General features: G+C 44.3%; 23 protein-coding genes. 11 read left to right on the top strand and 12 right to left on the bottom strand.

What is annotated here, in order from left to right; all coding sequences use genetic code 11:
- Positions 1-15: 15 nt before the first annotated feature.
- Complete coding sequence (locus F6J90_RS05285; protein ID WP_293091423.1) at positions 16-966, bottom strand: YbhN family protein; 951 nt, start codon at positions 964-966, stop codon at positions 16-18.
- Between the two features lie 387 nt (positions 967-1353).
- Here F6J90_RS05285 and F6J90_RS05280 point away from each other — a divergent pair, with 387 nt between their 5' ends.
- Positions 1354-3942, top strand: coding sequence for an NACHT domain-containing protein (locus tag F6J90_RS05280; protein WP_293091422.1), 2589 nt, complete (start codon positions 1354-1356; stop codon positions 3940-3942).
- A 476-nt stretch (positions 3943-4418) separates the two neighbouring features.
- Here the strand turns inward: F6J90_RS05280 and F6J90_RS05275 are convergent, their stop codons facing one another.
- The gene (locus F6J90_RS05275; RefSeq protein WP_293091421.1) at positions 4419-4808 is read right to left on the bottom strand and encodes a RidA family protein; all 390 of its coding nucleotides are present in this window, start codon (positions 4806-4808) and stop codon (positions 4419-4421) included.
- Between the two features lie 163 nt (positions 4809-4971).
- Here F6J90_RS05275 and F6J90_RS05270 point away from each other — a divergent pair, with 163 nt between their 5' ends.
- The 5 genes from F6J90_RS05270 to F6J90_RS05250 all read left to right on the top strand — a co-directional run bounded on the left by F6J90_RS05270 (position 4972) and on the right by F6J90_RS05250 (position 9217).
- The gene (locus tag F6J90_RS05270) at positions 4972-6060 is read left to right on the top strand and encodes a glycosyl transferase (RefSeq protein WP_293091420.1); all 1089 of its coding nucleotides are present in this window, start codon (positions 4972-4974) and stop codon (positions 6058-6060) included.
- 17 nt (positions 6061-6077) lie between these two features.
- Entirely contained in the window at positions 6078-6674 is a 597-nt protein-coding gene (locus tag F6J90_RS05265) for a hypothetical protein (RefSeq protein ID WP_293091419.1), read from the top strand.
- Positions 6675-6699: 25 nt separating this feature from the next.
- Positions 6700-7329: a hypothetical protein gene (locus F6J90_RS05260; protein ID WP_293091418.1), complete on the top strand. Its 630-nt coding sequence runs from the start codon at positions 6700-6702 to the stop codon at positions 7327-7329.
- A 26-nt stretch (positions 7330-7355) separates the two neighbouring features.
- Positions 7356-7775: a secondary thiamine-phosphate synthase enzyme YjbQ gene (locus F6J90_RS05255; RefSeq protein WP_293091417.1), complete on the top strand. Its 420-nt coding sequence runs from the start codon at positions 7356-7358 to the stop codon at positions 7773-7775.
- 1178 nt (positions 7776-8953) lie between these two features.
- Positions 8954-9217: a DUF3146 family protein gene (locus F6J90_RS05250; protein ID WP_293091416.1), complete on the top strand. Its 264-nt coding sequence runs from the start codon at positions 8954-8956 to the stop codon at positions 9215-9217.
- A gap of 233 nt (positions 9218-9450) precedes the next feature.
- Here the strand turns inward: F6J90_RS05250 and F6J90_RS05245 are convergent, their stop codons facing one another.
- Positions 9451-9852 (bottom strand): pre-16S rRNA-processing nuclease YqgF, encoded by a 402-nt coding sequence (locus F6J90_RS05245; RefSeq protein ID WP_293091415.1) that lies wholly within the window; start codon positions 9850-9852, stop codon positions 9451-9453.
- A 109-nt stretch (positions 9853-9961) separates the two neighbouring features.
- Here F6J90_RS05245 and F6J90_RS05240 point away from each other — a divergent pair, with 109 nt between their 5' ends.
- Entirely contained in the window at positions 9962-10744 is a 783-nt protein-coding gene (locus tag F6J90_RS05240; RefSeq protein ID WP_293091414.1) for a class I SAM-dependent methyltransferase, read from the top strand.
- 290 nt (positions 10745-11034) lie between these two features.
- Here F6J90_RS05240 and F6J90_RS05235 read toward each other — a convergent pair whose 3' ends face one another.
- The 6 genes from F6J90_RS05235 to F6J90_RS05210 all read right to left on the bottom strand — a co-directional run bounded on the left by F6J90_RS05235 (position 11035) and on the right by F6J90_RS05210 (position 17164).
- Positions 11035-11607 (bottom strand): hypothetical protein, encoded by a 573-nt coding sequence (locus F6J90_RS05235; protein ID WP_293091413.1) that lies wholly within the window; start codon positions 11605-11607, stop codon positions 11035-11037.
- Positions 11608-12671: 1064 nt separating this feature from the next.
- Complete coding sequence (hypA, locus tag F6J90_RS05230; protein WP_293091412.1) at positions 12672-13052, bottom strand: hydrogenase maturation nickel metallochaperone HypA; 381 nt, start codon at positions 13050-13052, stop codon at positions 12672-12674.
- Between the two features lie 15 nt (positions 13053-13067).
- Positions 13068-14270, bottom strand: a complete 1203-nt coding sequence (gene speB / locus F6J90_RS05225; protein ID WP_293091411.1) for an agmatinase — start codon at positions 14268-14270, stop codon at positions 13068-13070.
- Between the two features lie 341 nt (positions 14271-14611).
- Positions 14612-15589, bottom strand: a complete 978-nt coding sequence (locus F6J90_RS05220; RefSeq protein WP_293091410.1) for a D-glycerate dehydrogenase — start codon at positions 15587-15589, stop codon at positions 14612-14614.
- A 108-nt stretch (positions 15590-15697) separates the two neighbouring features.
- Positions 15698-16510: a Uma2 family endonuclease gene (locus F6J90_RS05215; protein WP_293091409.1), complete on the bottom strand. Its 813-nt coding sequence runs from the start codon at positions 16508-16510 to the stop codon at positions 15698-15700.
- A gap of 480 nt (positions 16511-16990) precedes the next feature.
- Positions 16991-17164: a hypothetical protein gene (locus F6J90_RS05210; RefSeq protein ID WP_293091408.1), complete on the bottom strand. Its 174-nt coding sequence runs from the start codon at positions 17162-17164 to the stop codon at positions 16991-16993.
- 49 nt (positions 17165-17213) lie between these two features.
- Between F6J90_RS05210 and F6J90_RS05205 the strand changes: the two genes are divergently transcribed.
- Both F6J90_RS05205 and F6J90_RS05200 read left to right on the top strand, forming a co-directional pair.
- A complete protein-coding gene (locus F6J90_RS05205; protein ID WP_293091407.1) occupies positions 17214-18251 on the top strand; it encodes an ABC transporter substrate-binding protein in 1038 nt (345 codons plus the stop codon).
- Between the two features lie 75 nt (positions 18252-18326).
- Complete coding sequence (locus tag F6J90_RS05200; protein WP_293091406.1) at positions 18327-19145, top strand: ABC transporter permease; 819 nt, start codon at positions 18327-18329, stop codon at positions 19143-19145.
- On the opposite strand, the gene F6J90_RS05195 is transcribed toward F6J90_RS05200, so the two are convergent.
- Positions 19120-19284: a hypothetical protein gene (locus tag F6J90_RS05195; protein WP_293091405.1), complete on the bottom strand. Its 165-nt coding sequence runs from the start codon at positions 19282-19284 to the stop codon at positions 19120-19122. The two genes, F6J90_RS05200 and F6J90_RS05195, sit on opposite strands and share 26 nt — an antisense overlap.
- A 192-nt stretch (positions 19285-19476) precedes the next feature.
- Here F6J90_RS05195 and F6J90_RS05190 point away from each other — a divergent pair, with 192 nt between their 5' ends.
- Entirely contained in the window at positions 19477-20319 is an 843-nt protein-coding gene (locus F6J90_RS05190; RefSeq protein WP_293091404.1) for an ABC transporter ATP-binding protein, read from the top strand.
- A 16-nt stretch (positions 20320-20335) separates the two neighbouring features.
- Here F6J90_RS05190 and F6J90_RS05185 read toward each other — a convergent pair whose 3' ends face one another.
- Together F6J90_RS05185 and F6J90_RS05180 are read right to left on the bottom strand one after the other, a co-directional pair.
- Positions 20336-21613, bottom strand: coding sequence for a transposase (locus tag F6J90_RS05185; protein WP_293091403.1), 1278 nt, complete (start codon positions 21611-21613; stop codon positions 20336-20338).
- A gap of 533 nt (positions 21614-22146) precedes the next feature.
- Positions 22147-23349, bottom strand: coding sequence for an aminotransferase class V-fold PLP-dependent enzyme (locus F6J90_RS05180; RefSeq protein ID WP_293091402.1), 1203 nt, complete (start codon positions 23347-23349; stop codon positions 22147-22149).
- 23 nt (positions 23350-23372) lie between these two features.
- On the opposite strand from F6J90_RS05180, the gene F6J90_RS05175 reads away from it, so the two are divergent.
- Positions 23373-23561: a hypothetical protein gene (locus F6J90_RS05175; RefSeq protein WP_293091401.1), complete on the top strand. Its 189-nt coding sequence runs from the start codon at positions 23373-23375 to the stop codon at positions 23559-23561.
- Positions 23562-24025 lie beyond the last annotated feature (464 nt).

Genomic DNA, 24025 nt, shown 5'->3' with positions numbered 1-24025 from the left:
TCAAGTATCAAAACTTCATCCTTCATCTTGGTTAGAAGAGCGATCGCTTGGAGGTTCATGTAACCATGCCAGTGCCGCACCAGCGACTTCTGATAGAATACTGATTAAACGATACAGGGCAACCGAACTCAGCACCACTGCTGGAGCAAAATCCTGCTCTAGTAAGCCTACTGCCGTTGCTTCAAATACCCCAACTCCCCCTGGTGCCCCTGGGACAATTAAGCCCAACAGCCAAGCTACACTAAACCCACTAAGCAACAGGGGAATTTGGCTGGGGCTGATTGGACCTAAGGCTAACAGGGTAAGCAAAAAGCCTGAACCTCGCAATCCCAAAAAGCCCAATTCCCCCAACAATGGTAGGATTGGGTAGCGCTTGACCCGGATAATCTGATCTTGATCTGATTCAATGCTTTTCTTCTTGCCTGTTAATTTAGCTAAATACTGTAGGCATGGGTTTAACAACCAAGGATGAATCAGTATCAGTACAGCAAACAGAATTGGGAGTTGAATGATCTGGCTGGCCAAAGGAGAGCTGATCAAAGCCAGCAATAAAGCACCTACTGCCATCATGGGAGGTTCCATTAACACACTCAGAGTAGCTACTCCCAATGGAACTCCTGCTGTTTTAGCTGCCCAGATCCGACCATAGAAGTGCCAAACGTTACCTGGTAGATATTTGGCAATGTTAACCTTCAGATAGATCCGGATACACCACCCAACCCCTGGTTGTTGGTCGAATTCCCGGAGCATCCAATGCCAAACCCAGCCAGTCCAGGTGTGGGCTAGCAATGTCACGCCCACAGCGATCGCTAAACAAGTCCATCCAGAAGTGCTGATCCGAATCGCTAGCACTTCTTGCCAGTTGTCTTTCAAGGCTTTTGCTAAAAAGAATAATGTCCCACCTAAGATTGCCCAGCGTAGGTAAGGTTTTAGGGGTGATAGGACTCGCTTAATCGCTACATTCATTGACTATCTATTCTACCATTTTTACAAAGTAATACGACACTTATAAGAGATCACAAATGACAGACAAAGAATGAGATTTATAAAATGCTAAAGACTCAATCAGATTACTAATAGTTGTAAATATAATATCTCTGAAGTATAGCATTTTTTTATAAAAAAATAGAAGTAATTAGGACTGTCGTCGAGTAAGCGTGTTTACAGCAAGTTGGGTTCTGACGAGGTCACTATTGCGACGATTTTTTGCCCAAGAGGATTGAGGGTTGACCGTTGACGGTTAACCCTCCACCTCAAGGATAGTCTTACCAGTAAATTACATCTTTAAGCGGCAACTTAGTATTAGACTCGCTTACACTCGAAAACAAGGGGCTTTGCAGCAGTAGCATCACTATGCCAGAAAACATGTCGGACAAGCCATCGTTCCAAAACAAGTCAAACGAGAAAGCTTTGGAACCAGAAGAAAACTTGGTCATGGGGTTGTGGGGAAAATTAACCTCACAGTTTCACGACGGGAAATCAACCTCACAGTTTCAAGACAAGTATTACCAAAGCTTAGTCTACGGTTTTCGTGACTTGAAGACGGTAGTGTTGAACACAAGGCTATCAAGGCTGGATTTCGAGCAGGTATTTGTCCCCCTAAGATTCGCTACAAAAATTCCAGGTAATAGACCTAACCCATGGACAAACTCCAATCAATCTCAGCTCAGTCAGGAAATTTGGGATTTTATCGCCAAAATACCTAAAAGACCAGCCTATCGACATTTGGCAATCATTGCCCCCCCAGGGTCAGGAAAAACCACTACCTTGCAGCATTTGACCCTGACCTATGCCAACAATGCTCACCGCCAGTATAAAGCGCCAAAACTAATTCCTATACTGGTAGATTTGCGGAATAGTTGCGATCGCATTACTAGTGAGCAAACACCATTATTGGCACAGCTAGTTACGAAACAAGTTGAGGAAGGGTCATTACCAGGATTGGGTCAATCCGCAGGCTTGGAACAACCTCCTGCTAATTGGTTTCGGGATCAGTTAGAAAATGGCAAATGCTTAGTGATGTTGGATGGGTTGGATGAGGTAGCTGATCCGGATCGGCGTCAGCAGGTAAGTCAATGGGTTAACCAGCAGATGCAAACCTATCCCCAAACTGCTTTTATCGTGACATATCGTCCCCAAGCCTATCGTAGTACACCAGGGTCGCAGGTCGAAACCGTTTTAGAGGTACAACCATTCAATTTCAACCAAATTCAGCAATTTCTCCAGGGCTGGTATCGACAAACTAAGATTAGTAGTCGAGGAAAACAATTATCAGCTCAGAAGCAAGTTGAGGATTTAGTAGAGCAGATTAGAAATAATCCCTCGATAGCTTCAATGGCAAGCAACCCACTGCTCCTAACTATGATAGCTACCCTTCACGCTTGCGGTAGCATCTTACCAGAGCGTCGGGGAGAACTTTACAGCAAAATTTGCCATGTATTGCTGGAGGTGTCATCAGCTCAGAACATCCCTATACAGCTCACAACCGTGCAAAAACAATCAGTCTTACAAAGACTAGCACTAGGGTTGATGGAACAGGAAGCTTGTGAAATCACCCCATCTGATACTCAAGACCTCTTAGCATCAGTGGCGGGGAGTCGGCTAAAACCAAAGGAATTTCTTAAGCATATAGAGACAACTACTGGGTTATTAGTGGAAAGGAGGCTAGGGATTTACGAGTTTGCTCACCAGAGTTTTCAGGACTATTTAGCCGCTGCTCACGTAAAGGAACTCAAGCTTGATCAGATCTTGACTAAAAACGTGGATAATCCCTGGTGGACTGAAACTATCCGCTTCTGGGCGTCGGATGGTGATGGAACTAACTTGATTCGTGCAGCCTTGGAAAAGGCTACAGAAGAGTCTTTAGCTCTTGCCTATAATTGCCTAGCGCAAGGGTTGACCGTTAAGCCTAAGCTAGAGCAACAACTTGAACAAGTCCTAGCAGCCGATTTAGCATCCCCTAATCCAGAAATTGCTCAGTTAGCTGCAGAGGTTAAGTTATCTAGGCGGTTGAATCAACTATTCCGGATTGATAACAGAATCGAAATTGGCTTGAGTTATATTACCTGTGCCGAGTATCAATTGTTCTTGGATCAGACCCTAGCAGCAGGTGAGTATCATCAGCCAGATCATTGGCAAAGCAAACGGTTTATAGCGTTAGAGGGAAATCAGCCAATTACTGGAATTGGAGCTAGTGATGCAAAAGCATTTTGTAAATGGTTGACTCAAAACTACTCAACACCAGGATTCAGGTACAGATTGCCCACTTCCGATGAAGCACAGGAGTACCCAGCGATTGAACAGCCAGTAGGCTGCTGGTGCCAGGAAAAAGAACACAACGTGATTGTGGGCATAAAACCAGCTAAGTGGAAAAATTGGCAAAAACAATTAGCTAATGTTGTTCAACTAGATATAGCCCTAGATTTAAACCTAGACTTGGAGGGGGAACTAGAACTGTTCCGATACCTAGATATCCAACTCTACCGATATTTAGAGCTTAACCTCTACCAATACCGAAACCTTTACCAAGAGCTTGAACAAAATCTCGACCTGGATCGATACCTTTACCAAAACCTTGAGCCATACCAAGACCTATACAAAGACCTCAAGCTAGGTCAATATATCAACCTCAATCCCTACCTCAACCTCGACCTTGACCGATACGAAAACCCAGATCTTAAATTACTTCGCTTCTATGTGCTGTTAGTGTTTATTGCCTGGAGTGTGCGAGCTGATATTTATAAAAAAGCTGCTACCAATCCTCAAATTCTGAAACCTGTTCATTTGACGGTTCAAAATTGTCAAGAATTAAGCCGTAAGTATGCCAGTAATAGGGATAAAATTGCTCCAATTTACACATTATTTTTATTAATGGATGAGCGACGAACTGGTCGAATGCCAGCTTGGGAAGGGATTCGAGTTGTTCGAGAAAAAGTTAACTAAACTATCAAACGAAAAAGGCAAAATTAATAAGAGTTATAAATTTCCATGCCTATTAGCGTAAGCTATCAGCTATCAGCTAATGCGCTACAGATGGTGCTACTTGAGGTGCTATCAGCTATCAGCCAACGGCTTAATGCTTAGATGGGCAAATCCCCAAACTTTCAATTCTGTAAAATTTAGAACTATTAGGTGCGCGCCCGTTCGCGCCCCGCGTCGGCTTTGCCGAAAGGTGCGCGCACCTTGAGCGAATTTAATAATTAGATGCGGAAAGCGCACCTTTAAATTATCCTGTTCGATGTTTATTTTAAGCATTAGGCTGTTCGCGTAGCGTGAGCCATTCGCGTAGCGTGGCCCAAAGGCCAAGGCTCACGGCTGACCGCTGACGACTGAATGCTTACCTATTAGCTTACCATGGGCGAAGCGGGTAAGCTGAATGCTAATAGCTAAATGCAAATCTTGCGAATTTACCATTATCCTTAATCACCACAATAAACAATCAAATCAATTTCTACATCACCATTACCAGCAAGAGCCATGACTCCCACAGTTGTTCGACAAGGTAACCGATTCTTGTTAAAATAAGAAGCATATAAGTTATTCACTGTCTGGTAGTATCTAAAATCAGTCACAAAAATGCGAGCCATAACTACCTGATCGAAGCTAGTGCCAGCATGGTCTAATACCAGCTTCAAGTTTTCCATTACCTGCTTAGTCTGTTCCTCAATTGACCCAATTATTACTTTTCCAGTGACAGGGTCCTCAGCTAGCTGTCCCGTCACAAATAGAAAATCTCCTGCCCGAACAGCGTGGGAATAAGGGGCTACAGGTGGCAGAACGTTGTTCGGTAAAGTGATATATTCCAGCACGTTCCCAACTCCTTAAAAAATAAACTTTAAATTTTTTTCTGAATTAGATTTTCAAGTGTGGAAATTATAATCAAGGTAGTAACTGCCAAAGTTAGCCACTTGTGGTTTATTTTTGTTAGCCTGCATGAAAGCCTTCAATTAACTCAATACCTGAGCTCCTAGAATGTCTAGACCAGTTTTATACATCGCTATCACTAGCCACGGTTTTGGTCATGCTGTACGTACCGCCTCCGTAGCTGCGGCTATTCAACGACTGTGTCCGGATATCTTACTGATTCTAGTAACAACAATACCACGCTGGTTATTAGAATCCTACATTCCCGGGGATTTTATTCATCGCCCACGGGCGTTTGATGTTGGTGTTATTCAAACCGACAGCTTAACAATGGATAAAGAGGTAACGTTAACCAAATTACAGCAAATTCGTTCCAATGCTAGATCAATAATTGCTAGTGAGGTTGACTTTATTCGTAACAATCGAGTGGGGCTGATCTTAGCCGATATTCCCCCCTTAGCTGTAGGTATTGCTCAAGCGGCTGACATTCCCTGTTGGATGATGAGTAATTTTGGCTGGGACTTCATCTATCGAGACTGGGGAGGAGAATTTGCCGAGATTGCCGATTGGATCAGTGAGTATTATGGAAAATGTGATCGCTTATTTCGCCTTCCTTTACATGAACCCATGAGCGCCTTCACCCAGATCACCGATGTGGGCTTAACAGGGGGATACCCAGGATACAGTACAGACCAATTAAGGAAGCATTTTGATCTGAAGTCTCCAGAGTTTAAAACTGCTTTACTCACCTTTGGGGGATTAGGGTTGGAACAAATTCCTTACCATAATCTATCTAGATTCCCTAACTGGCAGTTTATCACATTTGACTCTCAAGCACCAGATTTACCCAATTTACTGAAAATCAAGGGTCACGACTATCGACCAGTGGATTTCATGCCCTTGTGCTCGCGAGTGATTTCCAAACCGGGGTACAGTACTTTTGCTGAAGCCTTACGCCTGGATATCCCAATTTCTTCAGTTACCCGCTCGGGATTTGCTGAAGCCGCTATTCTAATAGAAGGGGTGCAAGACTACGGTCACCATCAGATTTTAACACCGACAGAATTTTTCCACGGCAACTGGGAATTCCTCCATCATACTCCCAAGCCTCCCAGAAAATCTCAAAGCTTGGTAAAGGATGGAACAGACAAGATTGCTAAAGATATTGTTAACTACCTCCAGACTTACACTAAATAGCCTAAATAGCCCCTGCCATGATATCTACCGTAGATTCGCTTATAGAACAGATCCAGAGCCAAAATTCTATCCCAAAGTCGATCGACACACCAGAAACCTCTACTATTGAAGAACAGACCTCTGAAGAGCAGACCTCTTTCCCCAGCCTAGAGTTGGCAGCACGAGACGTTCGTATGGTAATTGATCAACAAAGGGAGCGCAGTCAAACCTTAACCACAAAGCTAAATATCTTGTTTGTCACTAACGGAGCCTTGTTAACGAGTTTAACCATTTCTGGGCTAGTGTTTTTCCGTAGCCCCTTTGGTATTGCTGAGATACTGGGATTTATGCTTAATTTTACCCTACTAATCCGTGCTTTTCTCCCGCGTCAGATCGCAGTTAGTCCCAACTTGGGAGATAAAAAATTCCTAGAACGTTACCTGGTACTCTCACCAGAACAATACCAGCTACAGATGCTGGTTAATCTGGTAGAGACTTATAATGCAAACAGGCAGCGATTAGAAGATTTTTCTCTATCGTTGAAGTATTCTGCTTATGTCACTTGGGGGGTTGCCTTGATTATTACGTTGAATGTCATAGCAGAGTTTTGCATTCCTGCGCTTAAACTGATGTGATGTATTGTTGGCTTTCGCTCAGACTATGAATTCTAAACAGGTTAATAACAAAACCTCTGGAGAACCTTTGAGTTTACCGGAACCAGACCCAGAGAACATCACTGTCTTGACCCGTAACCTGCCCAACGAGCCAATTCTGCCCTGGAATCACTATGATTCCCCTTGGCGTGACGGGGAACCGGAGAATCCAGAGGTATCAGAAAATTCGGAGCAGGCAGATGAGTCGAGTGACAATCAATCTGCAACTGAGCCAGAATCAGCAGAAAAGCCAGAGTTATCAGAAACTGCTGCTCAACTGGATAAGTTGTATACAGAAGAATTGGCAACTGTCCCTGATTCGTTATCAAAAGATACTCTAGAGTCATCAGAAACTGCTGCTGTGGATAAGTCGGCTGACCATCCACCAACAGCTGTAGCCACAGAAACCTCGGAAACACCTGTGGTGGATAAGTCGGCTGACCATCCACCAACAGCTGTAGCCACAGAAACCTCGGAAACACCTGTGGTGGATAAGTCGGCTGACCATCCACCAACAGCTGTAGCCACAGAAACCTCGGAAACACCTGTGGTGGATAAGTCTGTTGACCATCCACCAACAGCTGTAGCCACAGAAACCTCGGAAACACCATCGGAGGAACTGAAACAGCTCGGGTAGCAGTGGCTCGATTAACCAACCTTTCTATGACTCATTATCAACAACGACTCAAAATTAAGACTACCGGTAAATCGTTCTCCAACATTACCCGGAAAGTTCAATCCGTGGTTGCTACATCAGGACTCGAGACTGGATTGTGTACCATTTTCCTGCGTCATACCTCGGCAAGTTTGGTAATTCAGGAAAATGCTGATCCTGATGTGCTCACGGATTTATCGAACTTTTTTGCTAAATTAGTACCAGAAGATGGCAAAAGCTATAGCCATAGTGCCGAAGGTCCCGATGATATGCCTGCTCATATCCGCAGTGCACTGACCAAAACATCGGAACAGATTCCTATTGCTCAAGGGAGATTGCTCCTAGGAACCTGGCAGGGCATTTATATTTGGGAGCATCGCCGACAGGCTCACTACCGGGAGTTGGTGGTGCATATCGCAGGGAAGTGAAGTACCCCAACCTGATCAGCTGTTCGCGAAGCGTCGGCAATGCCCACGGTTGGGGCAAAGCATTCTCAGGTCAATCAGGGACGGTCTTATTCGCCTTTGGGATTTCCCGCGCGCGTCCCCAATGCCTCAACCAGCAAACTGGAATTGGTCGTTGACGAGGCGTCCACAGTCATTCATCTGCCTTCCGCAGATGTATATCTTTTCGGAGACTCACCTTGGAATTACAGCATCTATAGCCAACCAGCCGGGGCTTGTCTATTCCCTGAACTCTGCTAGTACTTTTACACCTTGGGGTCTAAAACATCCGATAATTACACCCTTTGTAAGGTAGCCTTTTAGTCAGTCAGGCGGATCATCAACCACTTTCATTATAACATAAATCGTAATGATTTGCCATCATAAGTTGTGACCAGTACTAAGGGTGACTGTATTCAGGAGTCAATAGCCACGAGAGTTGTGCTTGCTGTAGGGCTTGAGTCTTAGTGATGTTGTATTTTGGAAGGGTTTTTTGACACTCCCCGGTCTAAAGACGCGGGGATTGTTCATTCAACGAGTCAGCTTGCCCAACCAGGTCGGAACCAAGAAGAGTAGAGGCCGATTGTCCTGAAGCGTTTAGATAATGGATCTAGGTTTCGGTGTGCCCCACCGTACCTTTTTTTTATATAGATAGATACTTGTTTTATCTAAATTTTTCATAGACGACGTTTAAGTCGTTAGACCAAATTACGCAATATGTATCTCAGACATATTTTTTACGTTGCCTACTTACGTTGCCTACTTTACGTTGCCTACTTATGGTTAGATAGTATTTATCTATTCTAAAAGTATATTCAATATACTTTTAGAATAGCACACCTAGTACAAACTGTCAAGAAAAAGTTTAAAAAAAAAGCCGTCCGTTAAAGTTACCGTAAGATAGGGTCGCCTTTATAGTTTTAGGGTTATGCGGTATAAGTTTTAAGGAAAGTTAGTAAGGCGACCCTATCTTACGGTTTCGTCTCCTATAAGGACGGGGCGGGATTACCCAAATTTTTTGGTAAAAAGCATCCATCAACACCTCGGTGCCTTGGGCATCAACCAGCCACACTGATATCAGATTCCGGTTGATCCCTATTGACTTATCTGCCAACAGGTCTGCTAACCTATGTCTTTAAAGCAGATTAGGATTTTTTACCATTGTGAGTGCAAAGGGTTTGCCTGAAACCACTGCCTACGTCAGAATTACGCGGCACTGCTGGCAACAGGGCAAGATTGAAGGGGAAGTTCAAGCCGCAGACTATGAATGGCAGTTTCAGTGGCATTTTCGGGTAAGTAAGCTGTTAGTCACCCCCTCTCTCGGACGTGCCTTGATTCAGGAACCCCTAGGCCGATTTTTAGAACAGTGCGATTACCAGCTCGAACCAGGGGGAAACTATGCTTTTACCATTCGAGCTGAACTATAGCAGTTATCAATCTTTTGTTCTGGGTTTTAGGGAGTAGGGAGTAGGGAATCGGGAGTAGGGAATCGGGAGTAGGGAACTTATGTACCTCATAACTATGAGAAACGCTATATTCTCAGAAGGGATAAGAGAGGGAAGTCAGGAAAGTCAGGGATGTCAGGGATGTGGCTAAGTTTATCACAGGCTTGAGCATCCTGTCAATAGCTCATGCCCAAGGGAAGACGACGATATCCCTTTTAGCTTTTGCTTTTGATTATATAGCGCTCGATTAACAAAATTGCCACAATATCATCAATGGGTCGAGGAGGTTGGCGCATTCCTTGGGGGATAAGGCGTTGGAACCCTTTGGGAGGATACATTTGCCAGTAGCGTGGGCGAGCTTCTAAACTACTGTAGCGCTCATCTACCAGGACAATAGGTACTGATGCTGGTAATTCCTCCTGGATTTTCTGTTTCCATCTCTTGGCAGTAGTTTGGTCTCCCATCACAATGGTTTCAATGGGGAATTGTTGACACAGTTGCTGGAGTTTTGCGATCGCATTTTCTGAAGCCACTACCTCATGGGTTAGCAGCTGACCTTCTTTCTCCATTACTGCTACACCACATTTATCTCGTCCTGGATCGAAGCCTAAAATCATCTCAATGCACGGATTATGTAAATCTTTATCAAAATTGCTAATCTGGCAACACAACTAGTACCCTACCCTACAAGTATAGTGATTGCCTAAATCCTGATTGGTATTAATCATGGCCGAAAGGAACCTTGAGACAACACCATTACACCAGATGAACCCAGAGAATCGATTTTCTGAGCTGGTGGCAGATTATGCCAAATACCGACCCAGTTACCCAGCTGCAGCTATCGACAAGATTCTGGAAACACTTGAGAACAGAGGGCAACTGGTAGCTGCGGATATTGGTGCAGGAACAGGAATTTCCTCTCGGCTACTAGCTCAATGGGGAGTTCGAGTTATTGCTATCGAACCCAATACTAAGATCAGAAAAGCTGCTACCAGCCATCCATTGGTTGAATTCCGGGATGGAACTGCTCAACAGACCAACTTACCTGATGCATCTATTGACTTAGTAGCTTGCTTTCAATCCTTCCATTGGTTTGACCCAGAGCCAACTTTGCTAGAGTTTCGCCGTATCCTGAAGCCTACTGGACAATTAGCTGTGGTCTGGAATGACCGCAACCGCCAAGATGATTTTACCCAAGGCTATAGTCATCTAGTGCAAATCGCCTCCAATCATCATCCCGCCGAGTCCCGTATGTGTTCGGTAGACCCCTTGCTAGCTAGTCCATTGTTTCCCAATGTCTATTCCTACACCTTTTCTTATCAGCAAGCATTAGACAAAGATGGTCTGATTGGTCGTGCTATGAGTGTCTCCTATATCCCACGGGAAGGATTAGCGCACCAGAAACTTATCTCTGATTTGCAGGAATTGTACAACATTTGGTGTGATCACAAAGGTTTAGTTTACTTGAGGTATCGTACTAGGGTTTACCTAGCTCAACCTGAGTGCTGAGTCGTAAGCATTCAGCTATCAGCTATCAGCTATCAGCTATCAGCTATCAGCTATCAGCTATCAGCTATCAGCTATCAGTTATTAGCTGATGGGCTTTTTACCAAACTTTCAATTCTCTAAAATCTCGAACTATTAAATGTTCCCGTAAGAAGTTTACTTTAAGCTGACCACTGACCACTGACGGCTGAGGGCTGTTCGCGTAGCGTGCGCGTAGCGCATATGCTTACGCTGATTCCAGATAAATAATTGTCGTTATAGCATTTCTAATTGTGTCCTACTACTTAGTTAGTCTAGTTTAGTTCGTCCAATTTAAAATCATCAATATAGAGCAGGAAAAAGCCTAGAAAGATTGTCATTAGTGATCGCCAAAAAGGTTGAATAGGTATGTCCCAAAGTAACCCCCATATCCCACACCAGGAAATTATGATGGCGATCATAGTATACATAGTTGATAAGTTCGGATATTTGGTTTTGAAGTGGTAAAATAACTTTTCCCTCGAATTCATTTCCTCGAAATCTTTTTCTATAGGAGTTTTTTTCATAACTACCAGCTCCTGCAAGGATAGGTCATCTATCCAGAGCATGAGCAGACCAAGCATTAACAAAGCAAAGTGACGCATAACCACTTTTAGAGCAAAATCAGGGGCAGGCTCATGGAGCAAATTGGTTCCTTGTGCCCATGAATCCGAGATGAGGATAACACCACTCCAGATGGCTATGATACAAGTTGTTACATATAGAGCTTGGATGTTAGGGTATTTAGTCTTGAGGGTATCGAAGAACCTCTCGCGCAGACTACGGCGACTAAAGGGTTTTGGTTTGATATCTGAAATAGTTGATTCGATGTTTTTTTTAGGATCCATATTAAGTCTCCTTAAATTAGAACTGAAGGAAACTGATTTATTTTAATACACCTGTGGATTCACACAATAGGGTAATCGCTTACCCAAAAGTCCAGCCATGAGATTATTAGCATTGCTTAATTAGGGTATGATTTTGTCACCCTAGCACCCCAAAATTGCGGTGCGACCCGTGGCGAATTTAATTCGCCTACGGAAAGCGCACCGGGGGGGAAACAAAACTTTCAAAGTCCCCCAAATTTCACCGGAGCAACGGGGGCTTTACCAAAATCAAATGATCTAAATTCATACTTCAATGTCTTGATGCAGCGCCTAATAAAAAATTCCTTGACTATCTGCCCAAAATACAAGTTATTTATCTCAAAGTATTGATTTTTATGAACTTTGTAAAACTTTAGTAACAAATACCAAAAAGCGATCGCTTACAGCTAATATCATAGCGATCGCTTTTTAATTACCCTTCTAATCCTTACTGGGATAGCTCATAAAATAGTCGATTTTTGACACTCCCCGGTCTAAAGACGCGGGGATTCTTAGTTCTACGATATACCTTGAAATTAGCTATCCTGAAAGGCAATACTTAAGCCGTAAACCCGTTATAAATAACCAAGAATCAAGCCTAATTTAACTAACCCCAGTGGGCTGATCTCCCTAAGCGTTCAGAATTCAGATATTCTGAATTCTTGTTCCCGTGTGCCCCACGGTACGTTATTATTTGGATTTTTTACTTTACTGGGTTTCGGTATCTATTAAGATCCATGCGTTTTAGCGGTGTGACCCGTGGCGAATTTAATTCGCCAACGGAAAGCGCACCGGCGAGGTTTTTCGCGCCTCGTGTACTAGCATCGCTTTACGTCGTTGGGGTTTGAAGGCAGTACCGACGAATCCTGCCTGTGCTAGGCTACACACTTATTGACATTCTAACACAGAAAGTAAGGAAAGTTGCCCTACAAGGGCAAGGCTTGAAACCCATTTTTTTTGGTCAACTTAATTTAGATGGGTTTGCCCTGGGTGCGATTGTGGTCAACGGCTTTTTTCCATGGAGCAGGTTAATTTCCAGAGCTGCATCAAAGCTGTGGTGCATTGGGTTCAACAGCAGAGCCACAGTATTCAAGGCGGTCAATCTTTAATTCTCGCCCAGAGCGGATGTCTTCCATCGGTGATTTACATTCTGGGCAAGCGTATTGACTATCAATGTCAGGCCGATAGTCTTGTTGACACTGATGGCAAAAGGCAATTAAGGGGGTTTCCTGAATCACCAGTTTGGCACCAGACAAAAAGGTGTTGGGAATTTGAGCTTCAAAGGCCAATTCCAAACTCAAGGGTTCAACACCAGTGAACTGGCCTACTGTCAGATGGACGCAGGAAATTTTGGGTCGCTCTGGCTGTGCTTCCCACCAATTGCGCAAGGTCACAATTAGTGCCTTGGTCATGTCAGTCTCATGCATTGTTGACATCCACCTTCAAGTCCACTCTACTAATTCCGGCTGCGCTTCTGGATGAATGTAGGAGGGTTTTTCCTGGCGCGGCAGTTGACCGGATAGCACTAGGTGCGCCATTGTGTCACAGATTACGCGAGTTGCCATCAGGGCAGTGATGTCACTGATGTCATAGGGCGGCGAGACTTCCACTACTTCCAAACCGCAAACAGGAGCCTGCTGAACAATCTTCCCCAGTAGATACAGAGCTTCCCGGGGGAGGAGTCCGCCTGGTTCGGGCCAACCTGTACCAGGAACAAAACCGGCATCGATACAGTCAATATCGAAGCTGATATAAATGCAGTCGGTACCGTCTAGTGCCCGTTCGAGGGCAAACTCTACTGCTGCGTCCAATCCCATTTCAGTGATATCGGTTACTGTCAGGATATTACTTGCCCGCTCCCGGCAAACTTTGACTCCCTGGCGAGGTACTTGCCAACCGCCAATGCCCAGTTGCACTAAGTTCTTGGCTGGAGCATTCCTCATGTTAGTGGCATGAAACCAAGGGCAGGTGTGCATCCGCTCATCCAGGTCGGTTTCCTGGGTATCTACATGGCGATCAAAGTGGATAATGCCAACTTTCTTGTCCCCTAAGTGCCGACAAATACCCCGAACGGTAGGAAATCCGATGGAATGATCCCCTCCCAAAATGATGGGAAACGCTCCAGAGCTGAAGATGTGAGCAATGCCCTTAGAAATCTGGTCAAATGACTTTTCGTTGTTGGCTGGAATTGTAAAAATATCTCCCACGTCACAGAGGGTAATTTGCTCTCGTAGGTCAATCCCCAACTCAAAGTTATAAGGAGTGTACAAGGCAGAAATGCGGCGAATGCCTTGGGGACCAAAGCGGGTTCCTGGGCGATAGGTGGTTCCCGAGTCGTGGGGAACCCCGACAATGGCTACATCGTATGACTCAACCTGGCGAACATCTTCGAGATAGGGCGCTTTGAGGAAAGTATTGATGCCAGCGTAGTGAGGTAGTTCACCCCGGGAAAAGGTGGGAATAGTGCGATCGCTAATACTCTCTGCCGCTTCCAGCCCGTATTCGAGCCCCTTTGACACCTCCTGCTGCCATCCCGTCGATGGTAGTTGAGCTTCACGCTCCAGGGCACGTTCGGCCTCAGAAAGATTTGAACTGTTACTGTCTGGGCTTTCAAACAAGGGGTTTTCAGAAGAATTTTCAGTCATTTGCACTCCCGAGAAGTTTTCAAAACATCTTAATCAGCGACTTATAGCCTACATTCCGCAGATTGGAGATGAAAGCTATGGTATTTTTTAAACTTCTCACCGATAGGTTCTGAAATGATAAACCTACAGATTTCTTTTACTTGAGTTCGATATCAGGGAGTTGGCTAAAAGCTAGGGCGTGTCTGCTTGGGTCTAAAAACCCTCGGTTTAGGGGTGCAGGGGAGGCAAGGGAGGCAGGGGAAGTAAGGCAAGCAATGATAAATTACAACTCTCTTACCCGTTACTTTTCTTGATCGAGTAGTTTGCAGACAGACCCTAGAACTCAAGGAAACGGAATTATTCTAATACACTTGTGGATTCACACAATAGGGTAATGGCTTACCCAAAAGTCCAGCAATAAGATTATTCACCGCCATCTTAGCCATTTGCGATCGCGTTTGGTAGGTTGCACTACCAATGTGAGGGGTGATGATCAGATTATCCAAGCTCAACAAAGGACTATCCATGGGAATGGGTTCTGGTTTAGTTACGTCCAGAGCAGCCGCAGCGATTTGACCATTGCTCAGAGCTTGGTACAATGCTTCTGGATCTACGATTGCTCCTCGTGCGGTGTTGATCAAGATAGCCGAGGATTTCATCAGCTCAAACTGGGGAGTACTAAATAGATGGTAGGTTTCTTCAGACAGAGCAGTGTGAATGGTAATAAAGTCTGATTCCCTTAGGAGCAAGTCGAATTCAGCATACTTTACACCAAGGGATTGTTCTAATTCTGAGTCCCGTCGATGCCGACTGTAATAAAGAATTTCCATATCAAACCCTCGCCCACGACGAGCAACAGCTTGACCAATGCGTCCAAAGCCAACAATTCCTAAAGTAGCACTGCTGATGTTTGGTCCTAGCAATAAAGTAGGTTCCCAAGTCTGCCAATGACCAGCACGTACAAATTTATCTGCTTCAATCACTCGCCGTGCTGTTGCCATTAGTAACGTCCAGGCTAAATCAGCTGTAGCCTCAGTCAGGACACCAGGAGTATGACCAATGGGGATACCCCGGATGGTGGCAGCAGAGATATCAATGTTATCGTAACCTACTGCTAATTGGCTGATTACCTTGAGGGATGGTGCAGCTTCGATGATTTGCTTGTCAATGGAATCTGTGAGTAGGCACAGTAAGCCATCGATTTCTTTGACTTTGTTGAGCAATACCTCGTAGGGAGGGGGTTGACGCTCTGGCCAGATTTCGACATTGGCGATTTGGTGGAGTTGTTCGAGTCTGGTATCAGGAAGGCGGCGAGTTATGAAGACTTTGGGTTGAGACATGGAGTGGGTCAGTTGTTGTGGCTATAAAAACTTTCGTCTGCATCTCAAGGACTAGATTGTAGAGTAGATTATCAAGGGGATTTTGGTATTACTAGCTGCTTCTTCCAGCTAACCATTCATAAAATCTTCAGGATTCATCCCCAGTTGTTTTAGTTGAGCTTTCAAAGCATCAAGGTTCTGTTCAGCTTCCGCAGCCCGTTGCTCAGCTTGAATAGCCCGTTGACGTTCTTGAGATGCTTCCAGTTCAGCTTGAATAGCCCGTTGACGTTCTTGAGCTGCTTCCAGCTCAGCCTGTTCAGTTCTTTCCTCTGGGGAGGGATACCGTTTCCCGTTAAGGTCATACCAATAAAGCCATTCCCGACTCCAATCCTGATAACTTCCTAATTCTGTACCAATTCCCAAACCAATTTCTGGCATCCACACTGGATTCCCGCTTTGACGCACATACACCCCATCTACCAAGCGATGAACCTCAAAGGGCTCCCCTTTGCGTGGATAATAACTGTCGCCATCATAAATTACATAATATAGGAATCCTAATTCGGCATAGTCTAATTTTTTCTGGTCGTACTCGCCATTGTAGGTTTGAGAGACATTCTCGATGGCTAGAATTGGCACGGTATTGTTTTCTTCCCAAAGCACATAACTTAAACGTCCTTGACGACCCTTGGGACGAATTTTGCGCCGGTCTACTCCTAAACTTAAGAAAGCGTCAGGAACTATCGCGCTCTGGTTAGGGTGGTAATAGTAGCCCATATCAATTCCAAAAAACCAGTCATACCGCTGTTGCCAGATTAGGGATAAGCTCGCTTTGAGCAAGTGGGGGATTAAATCTTGCAGTTCATTATCCACAGGGGTGTTATCAGAAGAGGGTAGCTCCTCGGAAGTAGGAAGATATTGTAACGGGTCATACTTTAGCATAGTGATTCCCCTTAGTTAGACCTGGCTGATTGCATTTTACCAAAACTGGAATTCCTCACACCAGAACTATGAGCTTATAGGGTTAGCATGCAAGTTAAGGCGCAAGGGAAGCGTTACAAAAATACCCCACAAATTGATATAAATTCTGATCTTTCCACTTTATATAATGATTGATTGGATTCCTGATCACTCAAGGTGGGACGCAGAAGTATTTAACTTTAGATCAGGGAACTTCGGATGAAGTAGTTTTAGATTAATTTGGTATCTTTAACTACATTTTTTAGCATCTTTATCCTAATTCTTGCTCTGTTCACAACAAGGATAGACAGATATCAGCCATTTTGGTAAACTTTGATTGCTGGATTAAACACTTCTAGGGAAACCTCTAACCTTAGAACATCAGTCTAGACAAAGATAAAGCCGACAAAAGTAAGCAGATACCAGCAACCTAGCCGTAGACGGTGTAACGTTAGCAGACCTCTATGATGTCAAATCTAATACTCCTGAAAGGGAAGTGTGGATGGTAGGATGCTCGGTGTCTGGGTCAGATGTTAACTGGAAAAGACTTGGACAATTTTCTGTCCAGAAAAAACGGTTACTCGAACCCAGTGCCGGATTAATCTGTAAACCATTAGTTGGAGGTGCAGCATTCATTCCCACCTAACTCTAGGAGTGTAGGTGTGTTATACTGCCGCAATTTTGAATGAAAATTCCCAAATTACTATCCCTATGTGCTGTATTTATAGTTAGTTTATTCCTAGCTATTAGCTGCAACCAATCCCCAAATACTAAACCCTCAGATACATCCCAAGCGGTTAAAGATTCTACTCCCATTGTGATGGGATACAGCAGTTGGCCTGGTTGGTGGCCGTGGTACATTGCGGAAAAAGAAGGTTTATTTGAAGCCAATGGCGTTAATGTACAACTAAAATGGTTTGATGGCTACCTGGAATCCATGGAAGCTTTGGCAGCAGGAAAACTGGATGCTAATTGCCAAACTCTTAATGATACAATATCTTTTGCTGCTGATGCTGTTAATGGTGAAGTAGCGGTTCTGGTGAATGATAACTCTGCTGGCAATGACAAAATTATTGTCACAGCAGAAATTAATTCCCTGAAAGACTTGAAAGGTAAAAAGGTAGCGATAGAAGAGGGAGTTGTAGATGACTTCTTGCTTAGCTTAGCCCTAGAACAAGAGGGAATGTCCAGAAAAGACGTGGAAATTGTACCCTTAGAGACTGGAGCAGCAGCAGCAGCATTTGCAGCTGGTAAAGTAGATGCAGTGGGTGCATTCCCTCCCTTTTGGCTCACTGCCCTAAAACGAAATGGAAGTAAAGAATTAATTAGTTCCAAAGCATTTCCTGGGGCAATTCCTGACTTACTTGTAGTTAGTCAAAAGCTGATTAATGAACGTACTGAGCAAGTTCAAGCTCTAGTAAAAACTTGGTTTGATATCCTGGATTTTATCAAAAATAATCCCAATAAAGCCGATGAAATGCTGGCGGAACGCGCTAATGTTAGTGTTGAGGAATTCCAACAGTTTAAAGCAGGAACTCAAATGTTTACCCTGGAAGAAAACCTAGAGGCATTTAGCCCTGGAGATAGCATGAAGCATATGCCTTTTGCCGCTAAAAAAATGTCTCAGTTTATGCTGGATGTGGGATTTATTCAAAAAGTTCCTGATTTAGATAAGATACTTGATGACCAGTTTGTCAAAGCCTATGCCGCAGGTCGTTCTTAGTCATTAATAACCTATCGAATTAAACCGGTGCGTTACACGTCGTTAACGCACCCACCAAATTTATTACACTCTTTCATGAATAGTTCCCAGACAACCAGAACTCTAAAACCCACCGTTTTTTGGCGCATTGCTGAGGATATTCCCAAATCCTTACACTGGATATTAATTATCCTATCAGTTACTGTTCCGTTTGTTGCTTGGTGGCTAATCTCAAGTTTGGCTGGCCTTGATTCCGTCTTCCTCCCGTCACCGATTGATGTGGGTAAAGCCTTTATCCGTCTGTGGCAAAAAGGCTTTCTTATTCAAGACACTGTTGCTAGCCTTATCAGGGTTTTTGCTGGCTTTCTGTTGGCAGCAATTATTTCGATTCCCTTGGGCATTTCCATGGGAGCATTTGCCAGTATCCGAGGGTTAACAGAACCAATTATTGGTATTCTTCGCTATATGCCAGCTCCCGCATTTATCCCTCTATTCATTATCTATCTAGGTATTGATGAAGCACCGAAAATCGCACTTATTTTCATCGGTACTGTCTTTTTTAATACCTTAATGATTATGGATGCAGTAAAATTTGTTCCCAAGGATTTAATTGAAAGCACCTACACCTTGGGAGGACTACGAAGACAAGTCCTCTTACAGGTGATTACTCCCTATGTAATTCCCAATATTATTGATGCCTTACGAATCAACATTGCCGCGTCTTGGAATTTAGTGATTGTAGCAGAATTGGTCGCAGCAAAAGTGGGACTAGGTAAACGTATTTTGCTAGCCCAAAAGTTTCTAAAAACCGATGAAATATTTGCCTGCTTGATTATTCTAGGATTAATCGGATTTGCCATTGATTTATCCTTCCGATTGCTGCTCAGACTTACCTGTAAATGGGCGATTGATTAGATGTTTTGTTGAAGGTTAACAGTTGGTTGTTCGCGTAGCGTGGCCGAAAGGCCAAGGTTAACAGTTGGTTGTTCGCGTAGCGTGGCCGAAAGGCCAAGGTTAACAGTTGGTTGTTCGCGTAGCGTGGCCGAAAGGCCAAGGTTGAAGGTAAGCTATCAGCTATCAGCTATCAGCTATCAGCTATCAGCTAATGCGCTACGCGAACAGCATATGCTTACGTAATCACAGGCAAAAGGGAAAAGGCTTGCAGGAAAATTTAGAATTGCAATACCTAATACCCAATACTCAATACCCAATACCGAATTACCAATATCACTAATAATAAAAAACCATGCACTTAGAAATTTCTCACCTTTACAAACAGTTTCCCACGAAACAAGGTACTATCGTTGCCCTAAAGGATATTAATATGCATGTTGAGACGGGGGAATTGGTCTGTGCTGTGGGTGCATCTGGTTCAGGTAAGTCTACCCTGTTGCGTCTGATAGCTGGTTTAGATATGCCTACAGCTGGAGAAATTACTGTTGATGGTTTGACGGTGACTGGACCTAGTTCAGAGCGAGGCATGGTTTTCCAACGATATACCCTATACCCTTGGATGAATGTGATCCACAATGTGGAGTTTGGCTTAAAGCTGCAAGGTGTCCCAAAGCAAAAACGCCGAGAACAGGCTGCTTATTATTTAGATGTGGTAGGGCTGTCTGGGTTTGCTAAGTCCTATCCCAAAGAATTATCTGGGGGCATGAAACAACGGGTTGCGATCGCAAGAGCTCTAGCCTGTCATCCGAAAATCCTGCTGATGGATGAACCCTTTGGTGCACTGGATGTACAAACTAAGGAAACCATGCAACAGTTTTTGCTTGAGGTTTGGCAGCGGACGGGTTGCACTATATTAATGATTACCCATGATGTAGAAGAGGCAGTGTTTTTGTCTGAAAGGATTTATGTGCTGACAGCACGACCTGGTACAATCCAACGGGAATTGCGGATTGAGTTACAGGGTGAGCGCACTTACAAAATTAAGCGTCATCCCGAATTCCATCACTACACTGAGGAAATTATGGATTTGCTCCGGGATAGGCCAGACAAATTGACATACTCCCGCCGCCAAATCAGAGATTATGGCGGGGGATTCTCACAAAGTGATTCCTGGTTCAGCGAGACAACTTATTGAATCAGGTTTCCCCTCATCAACAGCGGTTGAACTCTCCCCAAGCGTTCCCGGTTTCCCAGCAGTTTCCCAGTGCCCCTGGGTACTCTCTTGGTGCGCGTTCACCCTTCTCGGGGAACCCGTGCGGGGTCGCACCGCTGTTATACTCAACACCTAGAATATTCATCCCCTTCTTTAAAATATTGAGAGCAGCATTAGTATCACGACAGATTTCTGTGTGACAACGTTGACATTGATGAGTTCTAGTGCTGAGAGATTTCTTCACTCGATGACCACAATTTGAGCAATCTTGAGATGTGTAGTTAGGTGCAACAGCTATCACTGTCTTATCCCAAACTTTTCCAAAGTAGTCTAACCATTGAGTGAATTGATACCAACTCGCATCAGAAATCGACTTAGCTAAATGATGGTTCTTGACCAGATTTTTAATTTTCAGGTCTTCATAGACAACCACATCGTTAGAGTGGACTACGCACCGGGCTAACTTAACCGCCCAGTCTTTACGCTGTCTTTGAACCTTCAGATGAGCTAACCCAAGTCTAATTCTGGCTTTGTGGTAGTTGTTTGATTGAGGTTTATTACCTTTCACAAACTTTCTAGATAATCTCCGCTGTAGCTTTTTAATTCTCTTTTCAGCTCGCCTGAGATACTTGGGATATATAGCAGCATTGTCATTTTTGTCTTTGTAGAAATACTTCAAACCTAAATCAATACCGATCACATTTCCGGTATAATTCCCTTTCTCTTTACGGTTAGCATCAAAACAGAATTGAGCATAATAACCGTCAACCCTTCTCACTACTCGCACCCGATTAATTTTAAGCCTAAACAAGTCCTCTCTTGTCTCATGGTTACAAAACAATGAGAACCGACCTGCCTGAAATCCATCGGTGAAGTTAATAGTTAAACAGTCCTCTGACAGTTTCCAGCCTGTGGTTTTATACTCAACCGTTCGCGCAGCGTCGGCAAAGCCGTTACGAGAGTGTTTTTTGAACTGAGGATAACCCTTTTTCTTAGCACCCTCTCTACAACGACGATAGAAACTAGAGATAGAATTCCAAGCCCTTTCTGCTGATGCCTGACGTGCCATTGAGTTTAATTTCTTAACCCAAGGATACTCTTGAGCATGTGCAAGTTCTTTGCATAGCAGAGACAGACGACCTTTGTTGACTAATGGTTCGTCTCTCCATAATCTGACTGCTTTATTTCTAACAAATTGAGCAGTTCTTATGGCTTCATCTAAGGCTTGGTATTGGGCTAGGGACCCGTTTAACAGTTTAGCTTCTCTAACTATCATTCATACCATGTTACCACAAGCGATATCGGATAAACATGATTCCTGCATTATTTTTTTATTGGTCGGAATTCATGAGGGGCTGTCTGCGGAATTCACTTCCGCAGTTTATACGCCCCGTCTCACCGCCAAATCGGAGATTATGGCGGGAGCCTTCTTCCGACATTTAGGTAAGTCGGGATGTAAGCTCAGTGCTGAGTCTTTAGTGCTTAGTGGGTCAGTGAGTCAGTGGTGAGCAGCTCCAAATAGCTTGAAAGAGATTTTTATCGAAGGAAGCCAGGGGAATTAATATTAATTAATTTCTTGGTGTTAACAGTTAACATTAAACCATCAACCGTTAACCATCAACCCTGAAGAAAAAAAACATCAACTCATACAAAACAAACCTAACTGCAAATGCGATCGCAAACACTAACCCCTCATTATTGAAAGTATGAAATGTGTGTGAATCGTAGGCCATGACTATCTAATGGGGTGCATCTTTACTTAAGCTTTGACTTAAGCTTTGACTTAAGCTTTGACTTAAGCTTTTCTGATTAATTGTCAGAACTAAACCCATCAATGGCTTCAATCAACTTATCAATTTCATCCGGTTGGGTGAAGTAGTGAACACAGGCACGGACACAGTCTGGGTCCCGGAGAGTTCGTAGCAAAAAGCCTTGCTGCTCCAGAAACTCTACTAACCTGTTATGGCGCTTGCCATTAGTCAACACAAAGGACACCAGACCAGCTTTGGGAGGTGAAGTAGCCAAACAGCTGACTGCTTCCAACTTGGATAAGCCTTGCCATAGGTATTCACTCAATTGACAAATTTGGTGATAACGTTCCTCAGCAGTTCCCCATTGCTGATGAATTGCGATCGCACTACGTAATCCTCCATACAGGGGATAAGCCGAGGTAGCCACTTCAAATCTCTGTCCATCTGGTTGCCAATCCACAGGTTTCCCAGCTTTATCCAGAATAATCCCCCGCCAACCAATAAATGTGGGATTGAGGCTGCCCAAGGCATCTGGACTCACATACAGACCTCCCACTCCTGCTGGGCCACACCACCACTTGTGACCCGTAAAGGCATAGAAATCTGCCCCCAGTTCGGTTAGATTTAAGGGCAAAGAACCTACTGACTGAGCTGCATCCACTAGAACCCTTACCACTTGGCTACTCTGAGGGTAGTTGTGACATACTTGAGTAATATCCTTGAGTGGCAATACTTGACCGGTATTCCACAGTAGATGACTCAATACCACCAATCGCGTCTGAGGTCGTAAGTATTGCTCAATAGTTTTAGTAGGGTCTCCCTGATTTAGAGTTGCCATAATTGGACAAGTAGATACCTCTACCTGATACCGACGGGAAATTTCCTGGGCAGTAGCGATAATGCCTTGGTGTTCACAATCACTCATCAACATGTGATCACCCGGTTGCCAATCAATCCCCCACATCGCAATATTGCAGCCAACGGTAACATTTTCGGTTAGGGTGATGGTTTCTGCTGATGTCCCCAACTCTGATGCGATCGCACTTCTAGTTTTGTGGGATTCCTCGGTAACCCAGTCATTGACTTTACCCGAGAATGGGCCATAGCGCTGCACATACTCATAGGCTTGTTGGATAGCATTTAGAGATGCTAGAGGCAAAGTCCCTTGGCCCCCAAAATTGAAATAGGCTTTGTGGGCTAATGCCGGAAATTGCTGTCGGTGGATTTCCCGTGGAGTTGCTGTAGGAGATATACCAGTCATGAGCATTTTAGTGATCAAAAAAATTGGGTCTGAAACCCCGTCCTTCTAGGACGGCTTTATGTTATAATAAAGATGGTCAACGACCAACCCAAGACGATGGATTGACCAAAGGTCACGCTTCGCCAACAGACAGCCGACAACACCAGCGAAGTCCAGTACCTGGCGGCGCAGCCAAATCGGTAGACCGGGAAAAGAGGACAGGGCAATGGTAGTTCAACCCTTGAATCAACAAAGTATATTAGGTGCGCTTTCCGTTGGCGAATTAAATTCGCTCAAGGTGCGCGCCTCCAAGGCCGCGAGCAATCCCTCGCGGCCTTGGGTCGCACCTCAAGATTTCTCCAGTTTGAGATTTCAACACATAAGAACCGCAGGACTTGCACCGGATAGTCTGGTCGCGAGCGTAAGACCACAAAACTCCTTTAGGTGCGCTTGACCCGTAATTAAATTCGCCACGGGTCGCACCTGAGAGTGGAGGCAGTTGGGTCAGAAGCACCAAACCAAATCGTGAGGTTTAGGAATCACCGAACTTCGGCAGGCGGTGAGGATGTCAATCCCGTGATATTTTATCTTATCAGCCCCGTGGACAAGCTAAAATTTTTTGGATATATTGAACTAAGACATATGTCTTAATTTAAAGAGCGCAAATTGAGTGCATTTCCACAGCGCTGCTTGAGCT

The sequence above is a fragment of the Moorena sp. SIOASIH genome (assembly GCF_010671925.1).
Lineage (GTDB): Bacteria > Cyanobacteriota > Cyanobacteriia > Cyanobacteriales > Coleofasciculaceae > Moorena.
Note: the sequence above shows the minus strand (reverse complement) of the source record. Positions and strands in the feature narration are given on the sequence as shown.

Bases quoted from the DNA above. Each gene is read 5' to 3' on its own strand.
- F6J90_RS05285 (WP_293091423.1), bottom strand. From the start codon at position 966: ATGAATGTAGCGATTAAGCGAGTCCTATCACCCCTAAAACCTTACCTA.
- F6J90_RS05280 (WP_293091422.1), top strand. From the start codon at position 1,354: ATGCCAGAAAACATGTCGGACAAGCCATCGTTCCAAAACAAGTCAAAC.
- F6J90_RS05270 (WP_293091420.1), top strand. From the start codon at position 4,972: ATGTCTAGACCAGTTTTATACATCGCTATCACTAGCCACGGTTTTGGT.
- F6J90_RS05265 (WP_293091419.1), top strand. From the start codon at position 6,078: ATGATATCTACCGTAGATTCGCTTATAGAACAGATCCAGAGCCAAAAT.
- F6J90_RS05260 (WP_293091418.1), top strand. From the start codon at position 6,700: ATGAATTCTAAACAGGTTAATAACAAAACCTCTGGAGAACCTTTGAGT.
- F6J90_RS05255 (WP_293091417.1), top strand. From the start codon at position 7,356: ATGACTCATTATCAACAACGACTCAAAATTAAGACTACCGGTAAATCG.
- F6J90_RS05245 (WP_293091415.1), bottom strand. From the start codon at position 9,852: ATGATTTTAGGCTTCGATCCAGGACGAGATAAATGTGGTGTAGCAGTA.
- F6J90_RS05240 (WP_293091414.1), top strand. From the start codon at position 9,962: ATGGCCGAAAGGAACCTTGAGACAACACCATTACACCAGATGAACCCA.
- F6J90_RS05235 (WP_293091413.1), bottom strand. From the start codon at position 11,607: ATGGATCCTAAAAAAAACATCGAATCAACTATTTCAGATATCAAACCA.
- hypA (WP_293091412.1), bottom strand. From the start codon at position 13,052: ATGCATGAGACTGACATGACCAAGGCACTAATTGTGACCTTGCGCAAT.
- speB (WP_293091411.1), bottom strand. From the start codon at position 14,270: ATGACTGAAAATTCTTCTGAAAACCCCTTGTTTGAAAGCCCAGACAGT.
- F6J90_RS05220 (WP_293091410.1), bottom strand. From the start codon at position 15,589: ATGTCTCAACCCAAAGTCTTCATAACTCGCCGCCTTCCTGATACCAGA.
- F6J90_RS05215 (WP_293091409.1), bottom strand. From the start codon at position 16,510: ATGCTAAAGTATGACCCGTTACAATATCTTCCTACTTCCGAGGAGCTA.
- F6J90_RS05210 (WP_293091408.1), bottom strand. From the start codon at position 17,164: ATGAATGCTGCACCTCCAACTAATGGTTTACAGATTAATCCGGCACTG.
- F6J90_RS05205 (WP_293091407.1), top strand. From the start codon at position 17,214: ATGAAAATTCCCAAATTACTATCCCTATGTGCTGTATTTATAGTTAGT.
- F6J90_RS05200 (WP_293091406.1), top strand. From the start codon at position 18,327: ATGAATAGTTCCCAGACAACCAGAACTCTAAAACCCACCGTTTTTTGG.
- F6J90_RS05190 (WP_293091404.1), top strand. From the start codon at position 19,477: ATGCACTTAGAAATTTCTCACCTTTACAAACAGTTTCCCACGAAACAA.
- F6J90_RS05185 (WP_293091403.1), bottom strand. From the start codon at position 21,613: ATGATAGTTAGAGAAGCTAAACTGTTAAACGGGTCCCTAGCCCAATAC.
- F6J90_RS05180 (WP_293091402.1), bottom strand. From the start codon at position 23,349: ATGACTGGTATATCTCCTACAGCAACTCCACGGGAAATCCACCGACAG.